22 protein-coding genes are annotated in these 25,818 nt (G+C 68.2%); 12 read left to right on the top strand and 10 right to left on the bottom strand.

Annotated features, from left to right (window positions below; genetic code table 11):
• The first annotated feature begins 21 nt into the window (after nt 1–21).
• Both ACWF4Z_RS00780 and ACWF4Z_RS00775 read left to right on the top strand, forming a co-directional pair.
• On the top strand, nt 22–897 hold the full coding sequence (locus ACWF4Z_RS00780; RefSeq protein WP_452240801.1) for a GNAT family N-acetyltransferase: 876 nt from the start codon (nt 22–24) through the stop codon (nt 895–897).
• 96 nt (nt 898–993) lie between these two features.
• Nucleotides 994–2,409, top strand: a complete 1,416-nt coding sequence (locus tag ACWF4Z_RS00775; protein ID WP_452240800.1) for a glycoside hydrolase family 16 protein — start codon at nt 994–996, stop codon at nt 2,407–2,409.
• Between the two features lie 121 nt (nt 2,410–2,530).
• On the opposite strand, the gene ACWF4Z_RS00770 is transcribed toward ACWF4Z_RS00775, so the two are convergent.
• On the bottom strand, nt 2,531–3,550 hold the full coding sequence (locus tag ACWF4Z_RS00770) for a hypothetical protein (RefSeq protein WP_452240799.1): 1,020 nt from the start codon (nt 3,548–3,550) through the stop codon (nt 2,531–2,533).
• A gap of 247 nt (nt 3,551–3,797) precedes the next feature.
• Between ACWF4Z_RS00770 and ACWF4Z_RS00765 the strand changes: the two genes are divergently transcribed.
• Entirely contained in the window at nt 3,798–4,871 is a 1,074-nt protein-coding gene (locus ACWF4Z_RS00765) for a cyanophycinase (protein WP_452240798.1), read from the top strand.
• A complete protein-coding gene (gene cphA / locus ACWF4Z_RS00760; protein WP_452240797.1) occupies nt 4,868–7,672 on the top strand; it encodes a cyanophycin synthetase in 2,805 nt (934 codons plus the stop codon). The genes ACWF4Z_RS00765 and cphA overlap by 4 nt, the downstream gene beginning before the upstream one ends.
• 7 nt (nt 7,673–7,679) lie before the next feature.
• Here the strand turns inward: cphA and ACWF4Z_RS00755 are convergent, their stop codons facing one another.
• The 5 genes from ACWF4Z_RS00755 to ACWF4Z_RS00735 form a co-directional block, all read right to left on the bottom strand.
• The gene (locus tag ACWF4Z_RS00755; protein WP_452241300.1) at nt 7,680–8,540 is read right to left on the bottom strand and encodes a hypothetical protein; all 861 of its coding nucleotides are present in this window, start codon (nt 8,538–8,540) and stop codon (nt 7,680–7,682) included.
• Between the two features lie 38 nt (nt 8,541–8,578).
• Nucleotides 8,579–10,264, bottom strand: a complete 1,686-nt coding sequence (locus ACWF4Z_RS00750; RefSeq protein ID WP_452240796.1) for a Mur ligase family protein — start codon at nt 10,262–10,264, stop codon at nt 8,579–8,581.
• The gene (fabI, locus tag ACWF4Z_RS00745) at nt 10,265–11,041 is read right to left on the bottom strand and encodes an enoyl-ACP reductase FabI (RefSeq protein WP_452240795.1); all 777 of its coding nucleotides are present in this window, start codon (nt 11,039–11,041) and stop codon (nt 10,265–10,267) included.
• A gap of 34 nt (nt 11,042–11,075) precedes the next feature.
• Nucleotides 11,076–11,780, bottom strand: coding sequence for a 3-oxoacyl-[acyl-carrier-protein] reductase (gene fabG / locus ACWF4Z_RS00740; protein WP_452240794.1), 705 nt, complete (start codon nt 11,778–11,780; stop codon nt 11,076–11,078).
• 103 nt (nt 11,781–11,883) lie between these two features.
• Nucleotides 11,884–12,096, bottom strand: a complete 213-nt coding sequence (locus ACWF4Z_RS00735; protein WP_452240793.1) for a dodecin — start codon at nt 12,094–12,096, stop codon at nt 11,884–11,886.
• A 74-nt stretch (nt 12,097–12,170) separates the two neighbouring features.
• On the opposite strand from ACWF4Z_RS00735, the gene ACWF4Z_RS00730 reads away from it, so the two are divergent.
• Together ACWF4Z_RS00730 and ACWF4Z_RS00725 are read left to right on the top strand one after the other, a co-directional pair.
• Nucleotides 12,171–12,530, top strand: coding sequence for a DUF3099 domain-containing protein (locus ACWF4Z_RS00730; protein WP_452240792.1), 360 nt, complete (start codon nt 12,171–12,173; stop codon nt 12,528–12,530).
• A 231-nt stretch (nt 12,531–12,761) separates the two neighbouring features.
• Nucleotides 12,762–12,962: a hypothetical protein gene (locus ACWF4Z_RS00725; RefSeq protein ID WP_452240791.1), complete on the top strand. Its 201-nt coding sequence runs from the start codon at nt 12,762–12,764 to the stop codon at nt 12,960–12,962.
• Between the two features lie 84 nt (nt 12,963–13,046).
• Here the strand turns inward: ACWF4Z_RS00725 and moaA are convergent, their stop codons facing one another.
• A complete protein-coding gene (moaA, locus tag ACWF4Z_RS00720; protein WP_452240790.1) occupies nt 13,047–14,066 on the bottom strand; it encodes a GTP 3',8-cyclase MoaA in 1,020 nt (339 codons plus the stop codon).
• Between the two features lie 57 nt (nt 14,067–14,123).
• Between moaA and ACWF4Z_RS00715 the strand changes: the two genes are divergently transcribed.
• Nucleotides 14,124–14,954 carry an SURF1 family cytochrome oxidase biogenesis protein gene (locus ACWF4Z_RS00715; RefSeq protein ID WP_452240789.1) on the top strand — a complete coding sequence of 277 codons (831 nt, stop codon included), beginning with the start codon at nt 14,124–14,126 and terminating at the stop codon, nt 14,952–14,954.
• 91 nt (nt 14,955–15,045) lie between these two features.
• A complete protein-coding gene (locus tag ACWF4Z_RS00710; RefSeq protein ID WP_452240788.1) occupies nt 15,046–15,810 on the top strand; it encodes an SDR family oxidoreductase in 765 nt (254 codons plus the stop codon).
• Between the two features lie 28 nt (nt 15,811–15,838).
• On the opposite strand, the gene ACWF4Z_RS00705 is transcribed toward ACWF4Z_RS00710, so the two are convergent.
• Nucleotides 15,839–16,312: a carboxymuconolactone decarboxylase family protein gene (locus tag ACWF4Z_RS00705; protein WP_452240787.1), complete on the bottom strand. Its 474-nt coding sequence runs from the start codon at nt 16,310–16,312 to the stop codon at nt 15,839–15,841.
• A 114-nt stretch (nt 16,313–16,426) separates the two neighbouring features.
• Nucleotides 16,427–17,518 carry a DNA polymerase domain-containing protein gene (locus ACWF4Z_RS00700; RefSeq protein WP_452240786.1) on the bottom strand — a complete coding sequence of 364 codons (1,092 nt, stop codon included), beginning with the start codon at nt 17,516–17,518 and terminating at the stop codon, nt 16,427–16,429.
• A gap of 168 nt (nt 17,519–17,686) precedes the next feature.
• Between ACWF4Z_RS00700 and ACWF4Z_RS00695 the strand changes: the two genes are divergently transcribed.
• From ACWF4Z_RS00695 to ACWF4Z_RS00680, 4 genes are all read left to right on the top strand, one after another.
• Nucleotides 17,687–19,282 (top strand): M4 family metallopeptidase, encoded by a 1,596-nt coding sequence (locus tag ACWF4Z_RS00695; protein WP_452240785.1) that lies wholly within the window; start codon nt 17,687–17,689, stop codon nt 19,280–19,282.
• A 163-nt stretch (nt 19,283–19,445) separates the two neighbouring features.
• A complete protein-coding gene (locus tag ACWF4Z_RS00690) occupies nt 19,446–21,854 on the top strand; it encodes a lamin tail domain-containing protein (protein WP_452240784.1) in 2,409 nt (802 codons plus the stop codon).
• 83 nt (nt 21,855–21,937) lie between these two features.
• Complete coding sequence (gene msrB, locus ACWF4Z_RS00685; protein WP_452240783.1) at nt 21,938–22,363, top strand: peptide-methionine (R)-S-oxide reductase MsrB; 426 nt, start codon at nt 21,938–21,940, stop codon at nt 22,361–22,363.
• 78 nt (nt 22,364–22,441) lie between these two features.
• Nucleotides 22,442–24,463: an AAA family ATPase gene (locus tag ACWF4Z_RS00680; protein ID WP_452240782.1), complete on the top strand. Its 2,022-nt coding sequence runs from the start codon at nt 22,442–22,444 to the stop codon at nt 24,461–24,463.
• A gap of 977 nt (nt 24,464–25,440) precedes the next feature.
• Here ACWF4Z_RS00680 and ACWF4Z_RS00675 read toward each other — a convergent pair.
• Nucleotides 25,441–25,818, bottom strand: coding sequence for a VOC family protein (locus ACWF4Z_RS00675; protein ID WP_452240781.1), 378 nt, complete (start codon nt 25,816–25,818; stop codon nt 25,441–25,443).

Here is a 25,818-nt window from a genome sequence, read left to right as displayed (position 1 = left end):
CGGTTGCGGCACTATCAGGGCATGGAGCTCTCGGAGCGGGCGGCCGCGGCGGCGGACGCGGAGGCGATCTACCGGCTGATTGCCGCGGCGGAGATCGGTTGGCACGGGCAGGCCGAGGTGGTTCCGGATCAGGTCGCGGCGGATCTGCGGCGACCCGAGCTGGATCTCGCGCGGGACACTGTGCTGCTGCACACACCTGCCGGGGACCTGGCCGGGTGGGCGTGGTTGCACCTGGGCAAGCGGGCCCAGATCGACGTGCATCCGTCGTACCGGGGTCAAGGGATCGGGACGCGACTGCTCGACTGGGCTGAGCAGCGGGCTCGTGCGGTCGACAGCGATTGGTTCGCGCAGGCCGTGGACGACGCGGACAAGGCCGGGACCGAGCTGCTGAAGTCGCGCGGCGCCGACGTCCTCGCCACGAACTGGCTGCTCGAGCGGCCGATCACGGCGGCTGAGCCGGGCGAGCTGCCCGCTGGGATCCGGCTCGACGCCTACGATCCGGCCCGATCGCAGGACGTTCACGAGCTGATCGAGGGCGCCTTCGCTGCCTTCCAGCCACGCCGGAAGCCGTACGACGAATGGGTCGCGCTGACGGTCGAGCGCGACACGTTCCTTCCGGACGCGTCGACGCTGGCGTACGACGGTGACGAGCTGGTCGGTGCGGTGATCGCGCTGGACGGTGACGAGGGGTACGTCGAACAGCTCGCCGTACGGGCCGATCACCAGACCAAGGGCATCGCCCGGGCCATGCTCGACCGGACGTGCGCCGAGTTCCTGCGCACAGGTCGGACCATGTGCATCCTGTGGACCCATTCCGGGACCGGCGCGCTGGCGATGTACGAGCGCCTCGGCATGCGGGTACGCCGCAGTACGACGGTCTACCGCATCAAGCTGTGACGAGCTGTTGACACTGGGGTATGAGAGCGCTCCCATTGGGTCAATCCCCCGGCCGGCGGTCTGGTGAGGCGCCGGCCTCGACTGTGGAGGTCGACCATGCGTTCCCGCCCGAACCGATCACGTCGCCGTACCCCTGTCACAGCCCTCGTCGCGGCACTCGCCGTACCCGTCCTGATTGCCGGCAGCCTCGCGGTCGCCGCCCAGGCGAGCGTCCCTCCGCCCACCGGCGGCTGGAGCACCGTCTGGAGTGACGACTTCGACGGCCCGAACGGCACCCTCCCGTCCGGCGCCAACTGGATCATCGACACCGGTCACGCGTACCCGGGCGGCCCGGGCAACTGGGGCACCGGCGAGATCCAGAACTACACGAACAGCACCAACAACCTCGCCCTCGACGGCACCGGGAACCTGCGCATCACGCCACGTCGCGACAGCGCCGGCAACTGGACGTCCGGCCGGGTCGAGACCCAGCGAAGCGACTTCAAGCCACCGGCCGGCGGCGTACTGGCGATCGAGAGCCGGATCCAGATGCCGAACGTCACCGGCGACGCCGCCCTCGGATACTGGCCCGCGTTCTGGGCGTTGGGGCAGCCCTACCGCGGCAACTACTGGAACTGGCCGGGTATCGGCGAGTTCGACATCATGGAGAACGTCAACGGGATCAACTCCGTCTGGGGCGTGCTGCACTGCGGCGTGAACCCGGGTGGACCGTGCAACGAGACCAGCGGCATCGCCAACAACCGCGCCTGCCCGGGCGCGACCTGCCAGGCCGGATTCCACACCTACCGCTTCGAGTGGGACACGAGCGTGTCGCCCAACCAACTGCGCTGGTACGTCGACGGGCAGCAGTTCCACTCCGTGAGTCAGGGCCAACTGCCGGCCGACACCTGGGCGAACATGACCTCACACGCGGGCTACTTCGTGCTCTTGAACGTCGCCATCGGCGGTGCGTTCCCGGATGCGCTCAACGGTCCGACGCCGCGCACCTCGACCGTGCCCGACAAGCCGATGATCGTGGACTACGTGGCTGTGTCGTCGAAGGGTGGCGGCAGCACTCCGCCGACCTCCCCGCCGCCGACCTCTCCCCCGCCCGGCGGTGGCGGTAGCGCGTACAGCACGGTGCAGGCCGAGTCCTTCCAGCAGCAGTCCGGCCTGGGCGTCGAGACGACCACCGATTCCGGCGGCGGCCAGAACCTGATGCAGATCGGCAACGGCGACTGGGCGCTCTACCAAGGCGTCGACTTCAGCAGCTCGGCAGCGCATCAGTTCGTCGGCAGGGTCGCATCCGGCGCGGCCGGTGGCGTCAGCGGTCTGGTGGAGGTCCGGCTGGACAGCCGGTCGAATGCACCCATCGGCAGCTTCGCGGTCGCCAACACCGGCGGCTGGCAGTCCTGGCGATCGGTGCCTGCCAACATCAGCGCGGTCACCGGCGTCCACGACGTCTACCTGACCTTCACCAGCGGCCAACCCTCCGACTACGTCAACCTCAACTGGTTCACCTTCACCCACTGACGAATCCCCCAACCTCTCCGACTTTGAGAACCCACCAACCACGAATAGGCCTCGGAAGCGGTCGGTGGCTTCTCAAAGTCGAGAGGTTGGGCGCGCTCTCGTGAGAGATGGGGTGAGGGGGTCAGGCGGTTTGGAGCCAGGCGGTCGGGTTGTGGGGGTCGGGAGCGCGCCACGGTGGGCAGTCGCCGGGACGTGCGCTACCTCTGGCGAAGGCAGCCCGGAGGCGGCGGATCACGTCGGAGTGGGGATCAAGAACGTCCTCCCAGCCGAAGTGGACGAGCTCCACGGCCCGATCGCTCAGTCGTTGGTCACGTCGATGACTGCGCCGCAACTGCCGGCGCCGTTCCTCGGGGGTATCACCGTCGTACTTCGCCAGGCCGTCGGCCTCACCGACCGTCCGGAACCACGGCCACCAGAAGTCGACACGCTCGAGCATCCACCCGGCGCCGTCCCAGAACTGGGCCTGGAGGATCGGCGCAGGCAGTCCCGCGGCCGCGAAGACCGCTCGCGTGATCGACTCCAACACCGATTCCGCCCTCGGATCCCCGAAACCGATCGTGGTCCGAGCCCGGCGAATGCCTGGCCACTGGAACTGCCGCTCGGCGACCGCCGCGAGATCAGCGGCACAGACACCGCTGCGCAGTGCGTGGTCGACCGTCACGATCGCCTCGCGGAACGGCAGCGCACGAGCGATATCCACGACTGTTCTGGCTGTACTCGTCACCGGTAACCACCGGAGCATCGACAGATCGGCCGGCGCCAGAGTGGCACGTCGTACGACGATGTCTGTGCGGCGCTGATTTCGCTTGGCCTCCGGCGGCCTGGTCAGCCACGCAGCATCGAGCGGCGGGCGGGACGGACGCCGACTGTCTGTCCAGGTGCTCAGCCCGGAGAGCTTGGCCGCACTGAAGTGACTCACGGCAGACCCCGGGTGCAGGGCTTGCGCACAGGCGATACGCGCAAACACCTCGTCCAGCCGGCCATCGACGTAGTGTCCGTGGTACTGCTGCAACACGTGCCTGCGCACCAGCCGCCGCAGGTCTGAGTCTCGTAGGCCGGCGTCGAGCAGGGCTCGCCGCGGCTGCGGCCTCCGAACGAGCACCGCCAGCCGCTGGCGAACGCCGTCGGACAGCCGATCCACCAGCGAATCATCTCCCAAAGCCCCACCCGCCCGCTCGCACCCGAACCCCGTCCTGTGGACAAACCCCCGTCCGCGTCGACCTTGAGAACCCACCAACCACAAATCGGCCCCGGAATCGGTCGGTGGCTTCTCAAAGTCGAGAGGTTGGGCGCGCACGCGTGAGAGGCGGGAGGGGATGGGTGGGGATGGGTGGGGATGGGTGGGCGCGCGGTCGGGGGTTGGGGGGGTGACCACCTATTGTTCGGGTATGTCAGAAGAAGTGCGGGGTGCGGCTGGGGCGCTGTTCGCGATCGGCGGCGCCGAGGACAAGCTGAAGAAGCGGACAGTGCTGCAGGAGTTCGTCGAAGCCGCGGGTGGGGCCAAGGCGCGGATCGTGGTCGTGCCGACCGCATCCGCGCTCGGGCCCGACGTCATCGACGTGTACCGCGCGCTCTTCGCCGCGCTGGGTGCCGCGAGCGTGGTCGGCGTCCGCCCGGAGAACCGGGAGGACGCCGACGACCCGGCCTTCCTCGACCCGCTGAACGACGCGACCGGGATCTTTATGACCGGCGGCAACCAGCTCAAGCTGGCCGGGGTGGTCACCGGGACGGCATTCGGGAAGGCGGTCACCGCAGCTCACGCGCGCGGTGCCGCGGTCGGCGGTACGTCGGCCGGCGCGAGCATCCTGGCCGAGCACATGATCGCGTTCGGCCGGTCCGGCGCGACCCCGCGGCAGCGGATGAGTCAGCTCGCCGGCGGTCTCGGCCTGGTCCAGGGCGCGATCGTCGACCAGCATTTCGCCCAGCGGAACCGGTACGGCCGGCTGCTGTCCCTGGTCGCCCAGTCTCCCGGCCTGCTCGGCATCGGCATCGACGAGGACACCGCGGCCGTCTTCCGCGGGACCCACCTGGAGGTCGTCGGCCGTGGCGCGGTGACGATCTTCGACGGCAGCCAGTTGACCTCGAACGCGCACTACGCCGGCCGGTCGGAGCCCATCCTCGCGTCCGGCGTCGTCCTGCATGTGCTGCCCGCGACGTCGACGTTCGATCTGCAGGCCCGAGTGCTGCTGTCGTACGGCAAGCAGCCGCCGGCCACCGAGATCGCCCAGATGGAGGCGGCCGAGGCAGACCTGCGGAAGCTGGCCAAGGAGATCGCCGCCGAAGGCGTGTCACCGAAGTACTACGCCGACCGCAAGCGCCGAGCCGGGAAGCGCACGGCGACGAAGTCCAAGAAGACGGCCGCGGCAGCGGGTGAGTCCAGACCGGAGGCGACCGAGCCGATCACGGCCGGCGCCGAACTCAGCCACCCCGACAGCGTGCCGACAGACAATGGATCCACATGACCGAGACCGCGGTACCGACCCTCGGTGCCCCCGCCCCTGACCTGAAGATCATCGAGACCCGCGTGTATCGCGGGCCGAACGTGTGGAGTTACGAACCGGCGATCCATCTGGTCGTCGATCTCGGGTCACTGGAGAACTTTCCGTCGAACACGATCCCCGGGTTCACCGAGAAGCTGCTCGAGTACCTCCCGCGCCTGGATCAGCACCACTGCTCGCGCGGTCGCCGCGGCGGCTTCATCGAGCGCCTGCACGAGGGCACCTGGCTCGGTCACATCGCCGAGCACGTCGCGCTGCAGCTCCAGCAGGAGGCCGGCCACGACATGCGCCGCGGCAAGACCCGGCAGGTCAAGGGATCGCCCGGCCACTACAACATCACCTACGCGTACGCCGACGAGGCCGTCGGGCTCGCGGCGGGTGAGCTCGCCGTACGGTTCGTGAATCACCTGGTCCAGCCGGATCCCGAGTTCGACTTCACCACCGAGCTGGAGAAGTTCATCAAGCAGGCCGAGCGGACTGCGTTCGGTCCGTCGACGCAGGCGATCGTGGACGAAGCCGTTTCGCGCGACATCCCGTGGATCCGGCTGAACAAGGCGAGCCTGGTCCAGCTCGGCCAGGGCGTGCACGCCAAGCGGATCCGGGCCACGATGACGTCCGAGACCGGTTCGATCGCGGTCGACGTCGCGAGCGACAAGGACCTGACCACCCGTCTGCTCGCCTCGGCCGGTCTCCCGGTGCCGCGCTCGGAGTCCGTGCGTACGGTCGAGGACGCCGTTGTCGTCGCGGCCAAGATCGGCTATCCGGTCGTGTGCAAGCCGCTCGACGGCAACCACGGCCGCGGCGTCTGCCTGAACCTCCAGGACGCCGACGAGTTGCGGGCTGCCTTCCCGATCGCGACCGAGCAGTCCCGCCGCGGGTGGGTGATCGTGGAGAACTTCGTCACCGGCAAGGACTACCGCTGCCTCATCATCAACGGCCGGATGGAGGCGATCGCCGAGCGCGTGCCCGCGCACGTCGTCGGTGACGGCATCCACACCGTCGCCGAGCTCGTCGACATCACCAACGCCGACCCGCGGCGCGGCGTCGGCCACGAGAAGATCCTGACCAGGATCACCGTGAACGCCGCCGCCCGGGACCTCGTCCGCAGCCAGGGTTTCGAGCTGGACGAGGTACCGCCCGAAGACGTGATGGTGAAGCTCACGCTGACCGGCAACATGTCCACCGGCGGCATCTCCATCGACCGCACCTTCGAGGCCCATCCGGAGAACGTCGAGATCGCCGAGGAGGCGGCCCGGATGATCGGGCTCGACATCGCCGGGATCGACTTCATCTGCCCCGACATCACCGAGCCGGTCCGCGAGACCGGCGGCGCGATCTGCGAGGTGAACGCGGCGCCCGGGTTCCGGATGCACACGAACCCCACGATCGGCGAACCGCAGTACATCGCGAAACCCGTGGTGGACATGCTGTTCCCGCCCGGCGCGACCAGCCGGATCCCGATCGTCGCGGTGACCGGGACGAACGGCAAGACCACGACCGCACGGATGATCGGCCATGTTTTCAAGGGCATCGGCCGCAAGGTCGGGATGACGTCGACCGACGGCATCGTGATCGACGAGCGGCTGGTGATCCGGTCCGACGCGTCCGGCCCGAAGTCCGCGCGAATGGTGTTGCAGAACCCACGCGTCGACTTCGCGGTCTTCGAGGTGGCGCGTGGCGGCATCTTGCGCGAAGGACTCGGATACGAGCGGAACGACGTCGCCGTCGTCCTGAATGTCCAGCCGGATCACCTGGGTCTGCGTGGCGTGGACACGCTCGAGCAGCTCGCGGACGTGAAGGCGGTTCTGGTCGAGGCCGTGCCGCGGACCGGGTACGCCGTACTGAACGCCGACGACCCGCTGGTCCGCAAGATGCGGCGACGGTGTTCCGGGCAGGTCGTGTGGTTCAGCATGGCCGAGCCGGGCAGCGAGGTGCGCGAATACATCGAGGGCCACTGCCGGCGCGGCGGCCGGGCCGTGGTGCTCGAACGGTCGGAGCTCGGCGACATGATCGTGGTGAAGCACGGCCGGCGGTCGATGCAGCTGGCGTGGACACACTTGCTACCGGCAACCTTCGGCGGGCGCGCGATGATGAACGTGCAGAACTCGATGGCCGCCGCGGCGGCGGCGTTCGCGGCCGGGGCGCCGCTGCACGACATCCGGCAGGGGCTGCGGACCTTCAGCACGTCGTACTACCTGTCCCCCGGCCGGTTGAACGAGATCGACGTGGACGGCCGGACGGTCATCGTCGACTACTGCCACAACGCGCCCGCGATGCGGATGCTCGGCGACTTCGTCGACAAGCTCGGCGAGAGCCTGAGCGCCTCGTCGGAGCTCGGGCGGCCGTCGCGGATCGGCGTGATCGCGACCGCGGGCGACCGGCGCGACGACGACATCCGCGAGCTGGGTGAGGTCGCCGCGCACCACTTCGACGTGGTGATCGTCCGCGAGGACGCGCGGCTGCGTGGCCGCAAGCGCGGCGAGTCCGCCGGGCTGGTGGTGGAGGGCGTCCGGTCCGCGATGGAGAGCGGCGCCCGCTGCCGCCAGGTCGACATCGTGCTGGACGAGCTGACCGCCGTACGACATGCGCTGTCGCGGTCCAACCCAGGCGATCTGGTCATCCTGTGCGTCGATCAGCACCAGACAGTGCTGACCGAGCTCGAGTCGGTCTCACACCTGGCCCAGGCCGGCACGCGCTCCGGCGACGAGGGCGGCGACCCCGACTTCGTCCAACCGGACGAGGAAGCGGCCGCCGACGCGGAGTGAGGCCGGGCTACTCCGGCTCGGTCATTGGCTCTCGGCGCGGGAGGAGTCGGCGGCGCGGCTCCTCCTGGTCGATCCAGTCGAGGTCGTCGGAGAGTACGGCGTCGTTCGACCTGTCGGAGTACGGGTCGGGTGCGGGCGGTGGCGGTGGGAGGGCGCGGAGTTTGAGCGTGACCATCGGGATCGCGATCAGGACCGCGACGACGAGCCACGGCCAGTACTCGCGCAGCAGCGGCTGGTAGGACTCGAAGAAGGCCTCGGTGGCGGAGTCGCCGACGGCGTCCATCGGCGTACCGGTCGAGCGACTGATCACCTGGACTGCGTCGACGATCCCGAACGACGTCAGATACACGCCGATCAAGGGGATCCAGGAGTACGCCGATCGCCAGCCGCGCCCCCAGCACGCGACGTACAGGAGGAGGGCGAGGCCGATGGCGACGAGCAGGCCGTTCAACTGCCAGAGCCACTTCCAATCGGTCAGCTGCTCCGACGGACGCAGGGCGTACCAGGCGATCGGCAGCGCGAGTGCGAACGCCGCGACGACCGTGTTTCTGGTGCCCAAGGCACCGAACAGCGCACCGAAGGCGCTTGCCAGCAGCAACGTGATCAGCAGCGATCGATCCGACCATCCGTTGTCACTGAGCCACCACATGCCCACGGCAACGATCAGGACCACCGGTACGGCGATCCGCACGCGCGCGATCAGGAGCCCGGCCAGCACTCCCCCGGCGAATCCGCCCAGCACCAACAGGTCGATCCGCGGCGGGACGAACCGCGTCGCGCCGTCCGGCAGCCCCTTCAGGTACGTCGTCGCGAACCCGCCGATGAACCAGGCGAGCACCGCGGACGGAATCGACCACAAGTACCGCATCACAACCCCGTTCCCCGCCCCAACCACGGCGGACGGGGCTAGTGCTGGGCTCTTTCGACCTTGCCTTTCAAGATCTCCGGTGTGTCGACGGTAGCTCCCTCGGACCGCAACCAGCCGTCAAGACTCGCCCGATCCTGCAGAGACATCACCGCGACCACGTCCCCCGGCTTCGCCTCCGCGACCAGCGCCTGCGCCGCCTCCAGCTCGCTCGGGTACGCCGGTACGTCGTCGACACCGACCGAGGCAGCACCTTCCCGGAACACCGCTTCGAGCTCAGCCGGCGGCCGTCCGCGCAGGTACTCGGTCTTGTGGCCGATCATCACCCGGTCGGTGGCCCGCGCGCCGATCGCGCCCAGCGCAGCGACCATGTCGTCGGCGCGGTCGCCCGGCGAACCGAGTGCCAGCAGCAACCGACCCTCCGGCGGGCGGACGCCGTTCATGATCTCGAGCAGTGCCTCCAGCCCGGCCTCGTTGTGGGCGAGGTCGATCACAACGGTGAAGTCGCGCAGCGAGTACATGTTCATCCGGCCGGGGTTGTTCTCGTTCGGCGCGAACGTGCTCAGTCCTTCGATCACCGCTGCCCGCGGCAGCCCGAGCCCCAGCGCGGCCGATGCCGCGGCCAGCGCGTTCTCGACGTTGTAGTGCGAGAGGCCGGACAACGTCATCGGGATGTCGACGACTTTGAGCAACGGCTCGGGGTCGCTCGCCTGGTCGAGCACGGTGACGAAGCCGTCCAGTACGGTCGTCGCCCGGCCACCCTCGTCCAGCACGGTCCGGATCGACGGCGAATCGGGCTCGCGCGAGAACACCCAGCACTTGGCGGGCGAACCGAGCCGCATCGCGAACGTCCGTGGGTCGTCGCCGTTCACGACGCACCAGCCCCGCGGTCGGGTGATGTGGGTGATGACCGCCTTGACCTCGGCCAGCTGGTCGACCGTGTCGATCCCGCCCAGGCCGAGGTGGTCGGCGGTGACGTTCGTGACGACGGAGACGTCGTTGGAGACCACGCCGACCCCGCGGCGGAGGATGCCGCCGCGAGCGGTCTCGGTGACGGCTAGCTGGATCCCTGGCTGGGAGAGGACCTGAGCGGCGCCACTCGGCCCGGAGAAGTCGCCGTACTTCACCAGTTCACCGTCGAAGTACACGCCGTCGGTGCTGGACCAACCGACGTGCAGCCCGGCGGCGCGACCGATGTGCGCGATCATCCGCGAGGTCGTGGTCTTGCCGTTCGTGCCGGTCACCGCCACCAACGGCACGGTCGGGCGCAGGGTCGCCGGTGGGTTCCCGGGTGGCTCGTTGCGGACCCGGTCGCCGACGGTCGTGATCAGCTCGGTCAGGTCATCGGCCCCGAACGCGTCGAGGACCTCGACGATCGCGGCACCCAGCGCCCGCGCGCGGCCCTCGTGGGCCCACGGGAACGCCACCACCAGACGCCGTACGTCGGACTCCGGACGAACCCGCACGCCGATCCGGCCGATGCCCGCCTCGCGGGCGATCCGTCGGACGACGTGACCCACGACGCGGATCGCGAACCGCTGCCGGAACCCAGAGCCGATCCGCCCAGGCCGGGTCGCCCCGAGACCGATCGCCTGCCCGTACGCCTTCGCGGCCGGCGCCGGTGCGTCGACGAGCGCCGACACGTCGAGCGTGAGCTTGACCGCGGCACGACTGAAGTAGAGGTTGGCGCCGTCGAGAACCCGGAGCTCGACCAAAGAGGTTGGCACCTACGCCCCCATCGCGTGGAAGCCGCCGTCGACGTGGATGATCTCGCCGGTGGTCGAAGGGAAGAAGTCGCTGAGCAGGCCGACGATGGTCCGGCCGGTGGGCTCGAGGTCGGACGGATCCCAGCCCAGGGGCGCGCGGGTCAGCCACGGCTCCTCGAACTTCTCGAAGCCCGGGATCGCCTTCGCGGCCAGGGTCTTGAGCGGGCCGGCCGAGACGAGGTTGCAACGGATGCCCTGGGCACCCAGGTCGCGGGCCAGGTACCGGCTCGTGGACTCCAGGGCGGCCTTGGCCACACCCATCCAGTCGTATCCGGGCCAGGCGACGGTCGCGTCGAAGGTCATGCCGACGACACTGCCGCCGCGGGTCATCAGCGGCGCGCAGGTCACGGCCAGAGACTTCAGCGAGTACGCCGAAACCTGGACGGCCTGGGCCACGTCCTCCCAGGGTCCCTCGAGGAACTTGCCGCCGAGGATCGTCTCGGGGTTGCCGTAGGCGATCGAGTGGACGACGCCGTCCAGTCCGTCCACGTGCTCCCGGATCGCGTCGGGGAGCGCGGCCAGGTGCTCGGCGTTCGTGACGTCGAGCTCCAGCACCGGAGGCTCGACCGGCAGGCGTTTCGCGATCCGTTTGGTGATGCTGAGCGCGCGGCCGAAGTTGGAGATCAGGACGGTGGCGCCCTGCTCCTGCGCCACCTTGGCGGTCGCGAAACCGATCGAGGAGTCGAGCGTGACGCCCGCGACCAGGATGCGTTTGCCGTCGAGGATGCCCACCGGCATGCCCTTTCTGGATGGAGGTACGAGGGGTAGGGGCCTAGTTGCCCATGCCGATGCCGCCGTCGACCGGGATCACCGCACCGGTGATGTAGCCGGCCTCCTCGGAGGCGAGCCAGCGGACCGCCTGCGCGATCTCCTCGGTCCGGCCGAAGCGGCCGAGCGGGATCTGGCTGAGGTACTGCTTCTGGGTCTCCTCCGGCAGGACCGCGGTCATGTCGGTGTCGATGAAACCGGGGGCGACGACGTTCGCGGTGATGCCACGGCTGCCGAGCTCGCGGGCGATCGACCGGGCCATCCCGATCATGCCGGACTTACTGGCGGCGTAATTGACCTGACCGGGCGAGCCCATCACGCCGACCACGGACGAGATGAAGACGATGCGGCCCTTGCGCAGCCGCAGCATCCCCTTCGCGGCCCGGCGGGCGACCCGGAAGGACCCGGTCAGGTTGGTGTCGATGACGGAGTCCCAGTCCTCGTCGGACATCCGCAGCAGCAACGTGTCCCGGGTGATCCCGGCGTTGGCCACCAGCACCTCGACCGGACCGTGCTGATCCTGGATCGTCTCGAACGCGGCGTCGACCTGCTCCTGGTCGGTGATGTCGCACTTGACGCCGAGGAAACCCTCCGGCGGTTCGCCACTGCGATACGTGACCGCGACCTGGTCACCGGCCTCCCGGAACGCCGTCGCGATCGACAGCCCGATCCCCCGGTTGCCGCCGGTCACCAACACAGACCTACTCACAAGCTCTCCTCACGTCACGAGTCGAACGAACGCTATCGCGGCGCCCACGCCACCCCCATCCGAGGGGCCGTACCCACGGATGAGGGGTCTGGAATCAGCGGATTCAGGAGTCCTCGAGGCGGAAGCCGACCTTGAGACCGACCTGGTAGTGGTCGATCTGGTTGTCGACGATATGACCCCGCACCTGCGTCACCTCGAACCAGTCCAGGTGCCGCAGTGTCTCGCCGGCCCGGGCGATCGCGTTGGTGATCGCGGCGTCGACGCCGTCCTTCGAGGTCCCGACGATCTCTGTCACTCGATACGTGCGATCGGTCATGACACGTGCCTTTCCATCCTGGCTGCGCTTGGGCGTCGGGCGCGGCGTACCGTGGGTTGTGTTGAGGAGGATAGATGTCGAGGCGCCATGAGCGGAGCGGCGAGCCCGTCATTTCGGTGACGAGTGCACAGCCGGGCCGATCCGAGGATCTGGACAGCCGCATCGCCAAATACGCGTGGATGATGTCGATCCGGATCGTCTGCTTCGTGCTGGCCGTGGTGACCCCGTCGCCGTGGCGGTGGCTGTTCGTCGTCGGGGCGATCGCGCTGCCGTACTTCGCGGTCGTGCTGGCCAATGCCCATCGGTCCTCGAGCACCCCGCCGGCCGACCCCTACATCGCCCCCGGTCGGACCTCGATCGGGCCAGGCCCGACGGTCGTCGTACCCTCTGATCAGGACCCGAATCAAGGCGGTCCGGCCGACACCGAAAAGTGATCTTCGCCGGGACTGGAAACTTTGGCGGGATCCGTGTCAGAATCTCCCGCGTGCTCTGAAGTTCACAGTGAAATTCAGGGACTTGATGCGGCGTCGGACGGCTCCCCCCGTGGCTGTCCGACGTCGCTTCATTTTCCCCACTCTTTTGATTATTGAGTGGTCAGGGACAATTGCCTTCATGGACAGAATCACCGCGGCGGCAGGGCCGGGATGCAATGAGGGAGTCGCTGGATGACCGACGAGGTGCTCCCGTCGACCTGCTCTGCCAGGGGATGCGGGAAACCGGCCGCCTGGGCGCTGTTGTGGAACAACCCGAAGATCCACACCCCGGAGCGCCGCAAGACGTGGCTGGCGTGCGACGAGCACAAGGACAGCTTGTCGGACTTCCTGGCGCGCCGGTCATTCCTGCGCGAGGTCGAACCTTTCTCCTAGCGGTCAATCCGTTCCCGGCCGCCGAGTTGCCGGCCGTCAATCCGTAGCGAAAAAACACATTTCCGGATTGGGCCGGTATGGCGGTCAGCCACCGATCGCGGACATCGGCCGGGTCGGTTGCAGGAAGCTCGGGTCGTTGATGCCGTGGCCGGGGAGTTTCTGCCACTGCGCGCGCCGCCAGCGGTCCGCGAGTTCGTCGTCGTCGGCACCCGCCCGCAACGCCGTCCGCAGGTCGGATTCGGTCCGGGCGAAGAGACAGTCGCGGACCTGTCCGTCGGCGGTCAACCGGACCCGGTCGCAGTCACCGCAGAACGGCCGGGTGACCGACGCGATGATGCCCACGGTCTGCGGCCCGCCCCGGACCAGGAACTCCTCCGCGGGCGCACTCCCCCGGGCCGCCGCGTCGGCCGGCGTCAGGCCGAACCGATCGCCGAGCTGCTCGAGGATCTCGTCGGCGGTGATCATGGTGTCGCGGCTCCACCCGTGCTGAGCGTCGAGCGGCATCTGCTCGATAAAACGCAGTTCGTAGCCGCGTTCGAGACAATACTCGAGCAACTCGGGCGCTTGCCGGTCATTCACCCCGCGCATCAGTACGGCGTTCACCTTGACGGGCGTCAATCCGGCCGTGTGTGCGGCGTCGAGCCCGGCCAGGACGTCTTTCAGGCGGTCCCGGCGGGTGAGTTGGACAAAGGTGTCCGGTCGAATCGTGTCCAGGCTCACATTCACCCGATCCAGACCGGCGTCCTTGAGCGCCTGGGCCTGCCGGGCCAGGCCGATCCCGTTGGTTGTCAGCGACACCTCCGGGCGTGGTGCGAGCTCCGTCGTCCGGGCAACGATCCCGACCAGGCCGCGGCGCAGCAGCGGCTCGCCGCCGGTGAACCGGATCTCCCGTACGCCGAGGCGCGTCACCGCGATCGACACCAGCCGGACGACCTCGTCATCGGTCAGCAGCTCAGGCTTCGCCAGCCAGTCGAGGCCCTCCTCGGGCATGCAGTACGTGCAGCGAAGGTTGCAACGGTCCGTGAGGGACACGCGCAGGTCCGTGGCGACCCGGCCGAACCGGTCCGCGAGGCCTACCTGGGTCACCTCTTCGATCGCTGTCATCGCTCCAGCGTACGTGCCGGGCGCAGACAGTTTCGGGGCATGGCTTAAGTTCGAGATGTGGGTCGTTACCTGAATGTCCGCTGGATCGCCGCCGCGCTGGCGGTCATCGTGCTCGCCGGGGTCTGCGTCGAGCTCGGGCGATGGCAGTTGCACCGGCTGGACGCACGCAAGGCCCGCAACGAGGTCACCAGGTCGAACCTGGCCGCACCACCGGCTCCGATCGAGGCGATCGTCGGCCCGCAGGGCGTGATCGGCGACCAGCACGCCTGGCGGACCGCGGTCGTCACCGGGCACTTCGACGCCTCCAAGCAGATCGTGATGCGGTACCGCAACGTCAGCGACCGGCCCGGGTTCGAGATCGTTACGCCGCTGGTTCTGTCCGACGGCAAGGCCCTGCTGGTCGACCGTGGCTTCCTGGCTCGGCAAGGGGCTGAGCTGGCGCCGCTCAACATCCCGGCCGTGCCGACCGGCCAGGTGACCGTCACCGGGCGGCTGCAACGCAGCGAGCGGGGTGGAAACACCACCGGCGGTACGCCGGACAACGGTACGGCGCGCCTGATCAACGGACCCGACTTCGCCAAGGTCCTCGGGCTGAACCTGTACGACGGATACCTGATGCTGGACAAGCAGGATCCGGCCAACGATGCGTCGTTCGGCACGTTCCCCGGGCCGGAGATCGACGACGGGCCACACTTCTTCTACGCGCTGCAGTGGTTCTTCTTCGCACTGCTCGCGCTCGGTGGCCTGGTCTACTTCTCCCGGCAGCAGGCCCGCGACGACAAGCCCCCGAAATACGACCCGAAAGCCGGTCAGGGAGCTGACCCAGGATCCACTACGGCGGCCGAAGCGGGATCCCGACCGGAAGCGCACGCCGGAGCGCCGGACTGATTCCTGTTGCCTCACGCAACGATGCGGGTCGGCGGGTTCTTGCCTTCGGCTACGAACTGTCGAGATGCGGTCCGGAGTGTGGTGAGGCAGGATGGGTGGCGTGGACCTAGGACTGCGCGATCGCACCTACATCGTCACCGGCGCCAGCGCCGGGCTCGGCTTCGCCACGGCGAAAGCCCTTGCCGCCGAAGGCGCGCGCCTCGTCATCTCCAGCCGCAGCCAGGAATCGATCACGCGCGCCGCGAACGAGCTCGGTGCGAACGTGGTCGGCATCCCCGTCGACAACGCCGATCCCGAGAGCGCCGAGCGGCTGGCCGCGACCGCGATCGCCAAGTGGGGTGCGTTGCACGGCGCCCTGATCAGCGTCGGCGGCCCGCGACCGGGCACCGCCCTCGACACCGACGAGGACGACTGGCGGGCCGCGTTCGACAGCGTGTTCCTCGGCGGCTTGCGGATCGCGCGCTCGGTCGCCCGGGCCGGCGCGGAGGGTACGTCGATCGCCTTCGTCCTCTCGTCCTCGGTGAAGTCGCCGATCGCCGGCCTCGCCATCTCGAACGGTCTGCGCCCCGGCCTGGCGATGGTCGCCAAGACCCTCGCCGACGAGCTCGGCCCGAACGGCACCCGGGTGAACGGGCTGCTGCCCGGCCGGATCGCCACCGACCGCCTGCGCGAGCTCGACTCCAAGGGCGGCGACCCGGACGCGGCGCGGCGCGCGTCCGAGAAGACGATCCCGCTCCGCCGGTACGGCGACCCCGAGGAGTTCGGCCGGGTCGCCGCCTTCATCCTCTCCCCCGCCGCCTCCTACGTGACCGGGACGATCATCGCCGTCGACGGCGGGGCCCTCCGCTCGTTGTAGGGGCTCGCTGCAGGGCGATCGTGGTAGGTCAGCCCCACTGACCCGGCACGTAGTCGCCGGCGGGCTGCTGGGTGATGATGTTGAGACGGTTCCAGGTGTTCATGATCGCGATGGTGGCGACCAGCGCCGCGAGTTGCTCTTCGGTGTAGTGCTTGGTCGCATTGGCCCAGACGTCGTCGCTCACCCCCGGTGCGGCGTCGGCGAGTCGGGTGCCTTCCTCGGCCAGCGCGAGCGCGGCGCGTTCGGCCTCGGTGAAGACGGTTGCCTCACGCCAGGCCACGACCAGATTGAGCCGTACGGCGCTTTCGCCGTGCTCGATCGCGTCCTTGGTGTGCATGTCGATGCAGACCGAGCAGCCATTGATCTGGCTGACCCGCAACGCCATCAACTCCAGCGTCTCGAGCGGTACTCCGACCGACCGCACCGACATGCTGGCCGCGTTGACGTGCTTGATGAACTTGGCCGCGACGGGGTTGGTGAACAGGTCCAAACGGGCGTCCATGGTGGTGTTTCTCCTTAGCGGATGAACTCTTTCGACACCACTACGACGAGATAGCCCTTCGAGATGTGACTCGACGATCAGCCCAGCGCTCAGTCCAGTTGTTCAGCCCAGTATTCAGTCCGGGGCGATGCGGTTGCCCTGCTCGTCCCAGTGCTCGGCAACCTTCTTGCTCGGCTGGACCCGCGGCGGTTCTCCCGGCATCTTCGGGTAGTCGGGTGGGAAGTTCAGCTCTCCACCCGGAAGCTCCTCCCACAAGCGCAGCAACGCATCCAGCGGGTACGCCGTCTCGTCCATGTCGGCCCACGGGTCGCCATCGGCGAGATACTCCGGAACCGTGTGCAGGTTGAAGGCGCGCGGGTCGTCCACCTCCGCGAGCCGGTCCCAGGTCATCGGCGTACTGACCGGTGCACCCGGCCGCGGCCGCAGCGACCACGCACCTGCGACCGTGCGGTCGCGGAGGTTCTGGTTGAAGTCCAGGAAGATCGAGGCCTCGCCGCGCTCCTCCTTCCACCATGCTGTCGTCACACCGTCGTCGCGGCGCTCCAACTCACGGCCGAGGCCGATCGCGGCGTGCCGGACCTCGTCGAACGTCCACTCCGGCCGGATCCGCACGTAGATGTGGATCCCCCGGTTGCCGCTGGTCTTCGGATACCCCCTGAGGCCGAGCTCCTCGAGGAGCTCACGGGCGACGCCGGCCACCCTGCGGGCATCGGCGAACGTCGCGCCCGGCTGCGGATCGAGATCGAGGCGCAGCTCGTCGGGGTGCTCGAGATCGCCCTTGCGCACGGCCCAGGGGTGGAAGGTCAGTGTGCCCATCTGGGCCGCCCACACGACCGCCGCGATCTCGGTCAGGCACAGCTCGTCGATCGGACGTCCGTTCGGCGTCAGGATGCGGCAGGTCTCCAGCCAGTCGGGCGCGCCCTTGGGCAGGCGCTTGGAGTAGAAGCCGTCCCCGGTCTGCCGGCCGACCGCGTCCACCGACAGCTTCATGCCCTCGCGCCAGCCGCCCGGCCAGCGCTCCAGGGCGACCGGACGGTCGCCCGAGGCGTGCATGAACGCGTCGGTCACGCCGATGAAGTACTCGCAGACCTGCAGCTTGGTGACCTCCGGAGCCCAGTCGGTCGCCTCGTAGACGACCCGCTCCGGGCTGGAGACCTTGACCTCACGGCCTCCCACGGTGACCACCACGGCTGTGCTCTTCGCCATGCCGCGACCGTATCGCCCCCGTCGGACGAAAACCTGGAATTGCCCGCCAGATTGCGGGAAAGGCAACTTTTCCCAACCCATAGCCACGGTAGGTGACCGGGCGGTAACGTTCCTGCACCTCGTTCCTGGGGCGTGAGGCCCCCGGGACGCCTGATAAGGAGCACGAGGATGAACAGATCCGCCCTGTTCGCCGCTGCTGTCGCAGTGGCGACCACCACCGCCCTCGGTCTGTCCAGTGCCACCACCGCCATCGGTGCACCGACCCAAGACCCCGTCCCCAGCCCGTCCGCCGCGATCGCCCGCGCGAAGGCCGCGATCGGCGACAACCTCGCCGCATTGCGCGCCACGACCGCCGACGCGTTCACGGTCAAGGACGTCATCGTCGACTCGAACGGCGCCACCCACGTCCGGATGGACCGAACCATTGGCGGGCTCCAGGTGCTCGGCGGCGACGTCGTCGTACATCAGGCCAAGGACGGCGCCTTCCAGGGTGCCAGCCTGACCCTGGGCCGGAGCGCGAACATCGACCGTACGCCGAAGCTCAGCATCGCGACCGCCACCGCCAAGGCGCTCACCCGCGGTCAGAAGGCCGAAGGCAAGCCCACGCTGGTGATCGAGGCCCGCAAGGGTGCACCGCGGCTGGCGTACCTCGTCACCACCGTCGGCACGCAGGCGGACGGAACGCCGAGCAACGTCACCACCACCATCGACGCGGTGACCGGCGCCAAGCTGATCAGCGAGCAGCACATCGAGACCGCGACCGGTGACGGGCAGAGCCTGTACAGCGGACTCGTCCCGCTCGACACCACTCCGGCCACCGGCGGGTTCACGTTGACCGATCCGGTCCGTGGCAACGGCTTCACCGCCGACGCGAACAACAAGACCGACTCGATCCTCTGCACACTGCTCGGCCTGGGTTGCCCGGTGCCGACGCGCTACACCGACGCGGACAACCACTGGGGTAACGGCACCACGTCCGACCGGACCAGTGCGGCGGTCGACGCGCACTACGGCGCGGCGACGACGTTCGACTACTACAAGAACACGCACGGCCGGAACGGGATCTTCAACGACGGCAAGGGTGTCCCGAGCCGCGTTCACTACGGCACCAACTATGTGAACGCGTTCTGGGACGGCAAGCAGATGACGTACGGCGACGGCGACGGTGTGGTCGCGGGTCCGCTCGTCTCGATCGACGTGGCCGGCCACGAGATGTCCCACGGCGTCACCTCGGCGACCGCGAACCTGACCTACTCCGGTGAGTCCGGCGGCCTGAACGAGGCCACCAGCGACATCTTCGGCACCATGGTCGAGTTCTACTCGAACAAGGCCGCCGACCCGGGTGACTACTTCATCGGCGAAGAGATCATGAAGGACCGGCCGGCCCTGCGGTACATGGACAAGCCGAGCAAGGACGGCAACTCCCCTGACTGCTACTCCTCCGGCATCGGCAACCTGGACGTCCACTACTCCTCCGGCGTGGCCAACCACTTCGTCTACCTGGCCTCCGAAGGCAGCGGCCCGAAGGTCATCGGCGGCCTGCAACACGACTCGCCCACCTGCAACGGCACCACCGTCACCGGCATCGGCCACGACAAGGTCGGCAAGATCTGGTACCGCGCGCTGACCACCTACATGACGTCCGGTACGACGTACGCCCAAGCCCGCACCGCCACCCTCAACGCCGCCACCGACCTCTACGGCGCCGCCAGCCAGGAGCGCGCCGCCGTAGCAGCCGCCTGGTCCGCAGTAAGCGTCAGCTGACCCCACCCGCGTGCCGGTCCTGTCCCACTGGGGCGGGCAGGACCGGCCAAGTGGGGACAGGACCGGCCGGTTTCGAAGGATCACCCGTGTCCTTTGGGGCAGACCTCTGGTGTTCATGCGTTGGGCGTTGGTTCGGGGTCGTCCGGGTGTGAGAATCCGGCTCATGTCTGCCCTGAAACGATCACGGCGCCGCCTGGGCGTCCTGGTGATCACCTCCAGTGTCGTGGTTTCCGGTCTGGGGGTGGCGCTCACAGCCGCACCGGCCAACGCGACCTCGACCGATGTCGTCATCAACGAGGTCTACGGGGGCGGTGGCAACAGTGGCGCGCCGTACTCGCGAGACTTCATCGAGTTGACGAACACCAGTTCGTCCGCGGTGGACGTGAGCGGTTGGTCGGTCCAGTACGCCGCATCGGCCGGGAACTCGTGGCAGGTCACGAAGCTCACCGGCAGCATCCCCGCGGGCGGCATCTACCTGGTCGCGGAGGGTGCGGGCACCACGCCGACCACACCGCTGCCGACCCCAGACGTGGACGGCACGATCGCGCTGTCCGCGACGGGTGGCAAGGTTGCCCTCGTCACCCGCCAGACGGCTCTGGCCTGCGCATCGGCCTGTCACGCCGCCGATGGCGTCAGGGACTTCGTCGGCTACGGCTCGGCCGCGAACGACTTCGAGACCGCCCCGACGGGGACGCTGTCCAACAGCACCTCGGCCTCGCGCACCAGCAGCGTGGACACCGACAACAACAGCGCGGACTTCACCGTCGGCGATCCGACCCCGGCCGCGGGCGGGGGCCAGCCCCCGACCGACCCGCCGGTCGACGCGAAGATCCACGACATCCAGGGCGCCGCCCAGCGGTCTCCGCTGGCGGGCAAGCTGGTCGGCAACGTCACCGGTGTGGTCACGGCGAAGAGCACCAACGGCTTCTGGTTCCAGGACCCGCAGCCCGACAACGACCCGGCGACCAGTGAGGGCGTGTTCGTCTTCACCAACTCCGCGCCGACCGTCTCCGTCGGTGACGCACTGACCGTCGAGGGCACCGTCTCCGAGTTCCGTCCAGGCGGCGCCGCCGGCGTGACCAACCTGACCACCACGGAGATCACCAAGCCGAAGATCACCGTCACCGGAACCGCCCCGGTCCCGGCGGCGACGATCGTCGGCCCGGGTGGCCGCGTACCGCCGTCGACCATCATCGACAACGACTCGTCCGGCGACGTCGAGACGACCAGTACGGCGTTCGACCCGGCCCAGGACGGTATCGACTTCTGGGAGTCCCTGGAAAGCATGTGGATCGGGATCAACCAGCCCGAGGTCACCGGCCCGACCAGCTCGTTCCGCGAGCTCTCCGTCGTACCGGCGGGCTCCGGACTGCGGACCGCGCGCGGCGGCATCCTGATCCAGAAGACCGACAGCAACCCTGAGCGCGTCCTCCTCGACGATGTGCTGACGCCGATCCCGGACGCGAAGACGGGCGACACACTGACGGCTGCCGACGGCTCCGGCGTCGTACCGGGTGTTCTGGACTACTCGTTCGGCAACTTCAAGTTCTTGCCGACGGCAACGCCGAAGGTGGTCGACGGCGGCGTGAAGCGCGAGACCACCAAGGCCTCGTCCCTGTTGCAGGTGTCGGTGGCGACGTTCAACGTGGAGAACCTCGACCCGTCCGACGGCCCGGCGAAGTTCGACGGGCTCGCCCAGGCGGTCGTGAAGAACCTCGCCTCGCCCGACATCCTCGGTCTCGAGGAGGTCCAGGACAACGACGGCGCCACGAATTCCGGCACCACCCAGGCCGACGTCACGCTCAACACCCTGGCCGCGGCCATCGAGAAGGCCGGCGGACCGAAGTACGCGTGGCGCGAGATCGACCCGGTGAACAACGCCGAGGGTGGCGAGCCGGGCGGAAACATCCGGGTCGCGTTCATGTACCGCACCGACCGGCCGGTCAAGTTCGTCGACCTCGCGGGTGGCGGCTCGACGACCGCGACCACGATCACCACCGACCGGTTCGGCCGGCCGCACCTGAGCGCGTCCCCCGGCCGCGTCGACCCGGCGAACCCGGCCTGGGCCGCGACCCGCGTACCGTTGGCGGGCGAGTTCACCTGGCTCGGCCAGAGCCTGTTCGTGGTCGTCAACCACTTCAGCTCCAAGATCGGTGACGACCCGCTGTGGGGCCGCTACCAGCCGCCCGTCCAGGTGACCGCGGCCAAGCGGCACCAGCAGGCCCAGGCGGTCCGCGGTTTCGTGGACCAGATCTTCGCCAAGGACAAGGGCGCGAACGTGATCGTGCTCGGCGACCTGAACGACTTCGACTGGTCCGACACCACGAACATCCTGATCGGCGCGGGCAAGACCGCCCTGATCGACATGCCGCAGACGCTGCCGCTGAAGGAGCGCTACAGCTACGTGTTCGAGGGCAACAGCCAGATCCTCGACCAGATCCTGATCTCGAAGAACATCCAGCCGGCCTCGTCGTACGACGTGGTCCACATGAACGCGGAGTTCCCCGACCAGATCAGCGACCACGACCCCCAGGTCGTCCGGGTGATCCCCCTCCCGTCCTGGATCCGCTAGCCGCACGCTCACGGGAGTATTACGGGGTGGTCCGGGCGGGCCAAAAACGTGAATCGCTTGCCCGGACCACCGATACTGGGGGTGTGACAGACCAGATCAAGGAATACGCCGTACAGAAGTCCGACGCGGAGTGGAAGGCGCAGCTGTCCCCCGCGGAGTTCCACGTCCTGCGCAAGGCCGGCACCGAGCGGCCGTACACGGGTGAGTACACCGACACCAAGACCACCGGTGTCTACAAGTGCCGGGCGTGCAACGCGGAGCTGTTCCGCAGCGACACCAAGTTCGACTCGCACTGCGGTTGGCCGTCGTTCTTCGCGCCGCTGGCCGAGGACCGGGTCCAGTACATCGAGGACAGCACGCTGGGCATGAAGCGGGTCGAGGTCCGCTGCGCCAACTGCGGCTCCCACCTCGGGCACGTCTTCGAGGGCGAGGGCTACGACACCCCCACCGATCAGCGCTACTGCATCAACAGCATCAGCCTGACCCTCGAGCCCGCCGCAGCCGAGTAGGAAGCCAAGTCAAACCGTCCAGCCACTAGACTGAACCGCCGGAAAGACCAGTTGGGCCTACCGGCGGAGAGGATCTCAGTGGCTGACGACGTCCGCAGACCGCGCGTTCTGGATGTGCTTGCGGCTGAGGCGCCATGGGAAGTGCCGGACGGCTGGTTGGACGGTATTCGCGCCCAGCTGAGGGCGTGGGCCGACGACCCGAACGTACTGCGACCACTCCGGTCGGACGCGTTCCCCGACTTCGTCAAAGGCACTCCGGCGGCGGTGTGGTTCACCCATCAGGTGGCACCGCTGCTGACCGGCTGGATCCCGGTCCTGCACGGCGAGTACGCCGATGTCTCGGCCGAGCTCACCCGTGACTTCTACCGGGCGCCGGCGCGGCTCGGCGGCGCCGGACACCTGATGTGGACAGCCGCTGCGGACTGGCCGCTGCAGATGATCTCCGGTGCCCGCGGCTTTCGCGAGCCCGGCCGCCGCCAGGCGCTGCAGCTCACGCGTGACGTGCTGAGCCTCTTCGTCGGCGCGCCTCCGATGGCGGCCCGCGCGACAGCGCTGACGGCCGCCTTCGACCGGGTGCTGGCCAACCGCGAGATCACGCAGCTGCACACGACGGCGGACTACGAGACGATCGCCAAGTACTGGCGGTCCGAGGCCCTGAACAACGAAGAGCGAGCTGTCCTCCCCGAGCTGCCCGGCCGTACGTCGGCACTCCACTACTCACTACGGACGTTGCGCGAGGCGCACGCCCAACTGTTGATGGTGATTCCGGACGAGACCGCCGGCGACTTCGCGGATCTGCTGGCCGGCTTGACCCTTGCTACTCGGCTGACGGCTCTCCCGCCGGCAGTAGCCAAGATCCTGGGCAGTAGTGCAGCCGATGTCGAGAAGGCGCTTGTCGACCTGCGCCCCGGATTCGATGTGCACGCGTGGCTGGCGGACAACACCGGCTGGCTGGCTCACGCCGTACGTCATGACCAGCCGGAGCTCGCACGGTCTTGGGCGGCCGCGGCTACACGGGTGGCGGTTCACCTGTCTGGCGTGCTGGCGGACGCGCCGTGGCCGGAGCCGGAGGTGCCGGACCTCGCCGCACTCTTCCGGCTCCTCGACCGCGAGCGGTGGCAGGTCGTCGACGCCCACGCCCTGTCCAGCCGGACCGACGAGCCTGTCGTGACCGTCCAGCCAGAGCCAGAGCGCGTTATCGAACCAGAGCCGACCGCAAATGCGCCTTTGCCTGAGCCCGTGTTGTATGCCAGCGACGCGCTCGCCGAGCTGGACGCGCTGATCGGACTGGACGGGATCAAGGACTCGGTCAAGCGGATGGTGGCCGAGATCAGGACCAACCTGCGCCGCAAGGAGCTCGGGCTGCCGAGTCACGAGCGCGCGCGGCACATGGTGTTCGTCGGCAAGCCCGGTACGGCGAAGACGACCATCGCGCGGCTGCTCGGCCGGATCTACAAGGAGCTCGGCGTCCTCGAGAAGGGCCATGTGGTCGAGATCGACCGTTCCGATCTGGTCGGTTCCAGCGTCGGTACGACGGCGCCGATCACGGCGGCCAAGTTCCGTGAGGCGCTGGGTGGCGTGCTGTTCGTCGACGAGGCCTACACGCTGGTCCCGGACAACAGCCCCGGTGACTTCGGCCTCGAAGCGGTCACCACGATCCTGAAGATGATGGAAGACCATCGCGACGACTGCATCGTGATCGTGGCCGGGTACCACCGCGAGATGCAGCGGTTCATGGAGTCGAACACGGGTCTGGCCTCGCGGTTCCCGAAGCTGCTGTCGTTCAGCGAGTACGACAACAAGCAGCTCGTGGCGATCTTCGAGCTCCAGGCGCGACAGAAGGGCATGCTCTACACGGATGCGGTGCTGGATGTGGTTCGCAGCGTCATCCCGCCGTCGCCGCGCGCACACAACTTCGGCAACGGGCGGTTCATCCGCAACGTGCTCGAAGAAGCCATCTCCAACCAGGCCACGCGACTCTCGGCCCGCGACGCAGACAGCCTGACCGAGCGCGACCTCCGCGAACTCCTACCCGAAGACGTCAAGCCGCCCACCTCGATGCGCGCAGAAGACTACTTGTTCCAGAAACCAGGAACTTAAACAACAAAACCGACGAAGAACAAGGAAAACGACAGGGAAAGAAAAGACAGAGTGGCCGGGTGCTTGGCGGGCTGGGTGCGTCGGTGCGGGCGGTTGATGGTCGGGGTGTCCGGAGTGCAGCGACGCGCCGTGGGTGCGGGATCAGGGCTGACAAGGATGAGTTGCTGAGTGAGCGATCTCCAGGCCATCACAATCTGTGGTTCGGGTGGAGGTCAGGCGTGAGCCCATCGCTGGTCGGCGATTGTGATGGCCTGGAGAACCGGGTGCGGATGCTCTGAACGCTCAGATAGCCCGTCCGGCTCGTCGACGAGCCGGCTGAGCGTCGGCTGCGACGCGTCGACGAGAGGGCAGCCGTCCAGGCGCTGACGGTTGCGGCCGCCGACCTCAGCCAGGCACCCAGCTCCCTCTCTATCCTTTCTTTCCTTCGTCTTTCTTTATATCTTCTTTGCTCTTGTTCTTGTTCTGAGGGTTATTCAGAACCCTCAAAGAAGAAAGCAAGAGAAAGGAAGAACAGGAAAAGAAAGATAGAGTCGCTGGGCGCGTGGCGGGCTCGGTGCGTAGGTGCGGGCGGCCTGTGGTTGGCGTGTCGGGACTGCGACGACCGCGGTGCGCGAGGGATCGGGGCTGTCGAGGACCAGTCGCTGAGTGAGCCGTCCTCCAGGCCATCACAATCGATGGCTCCGGTGCAGCTCAGGCGTGACTCTGCCGCTGGACGGCGATTGTGATGGCCTGCGGCCCGGGTGCGGATGCCTTGCGTGCCCGCCGGGTGGTTCGAGTCGTGGATTGTGGCGTGCTGGGGTGTGTCTGGCCGACCGCGATCCACGACTCGATGCCGGCACGTACTCTGACCCGCCGAGCATCACCGGCCCGCCCAGCCCAGCCAGGGCACCCGGCTCCGTCCTTATCCTTTCTTTCCCTTTTCCTTTATTTCTTTCCTGCTTTTCTTCTTTGAGGGTTCTGAATAACCCTCTCAAGGGTTAGATCGGTGTGGCGAGGGCGACGGGGTTGCCTTCGGGGTCGGAGAGGTAGGCCTGGCGTTCGCCCCAGGGCATGGTGGCCGGCTCCTGCAGGATCGGGTGGCCGGCTGTGCGGAAGACTTCCACCTCGGCATCGACGTCGTCGACGTACACGAAGAGTTCGAAGCGCGGGGCCGTGCCGACGGTGATGCCGAGCTGCGCCTCCGGCCAGTTGGCGTCGGACAACCCCAGGGACGATTCGCCGCGTTCGAGGCCGACGTAGTGCGGGTCGCCTTCCAGCGGGAACTGGTACGTCGGCTCGTACCCGAGCAGTCCGTAGAACTCCACGGACCGGCGTACGTCGGTCACGTACAGCACCGGGAACGCCTTCCGCTGCAC

This window comes from Kribbella sp. NPDC055071 (genome assembly GCF_053608045.1).
Note: the sequence above shows the minus strand (reverse complement) of the source record. Positions and strands in the feature narration are given on the sequence as shown.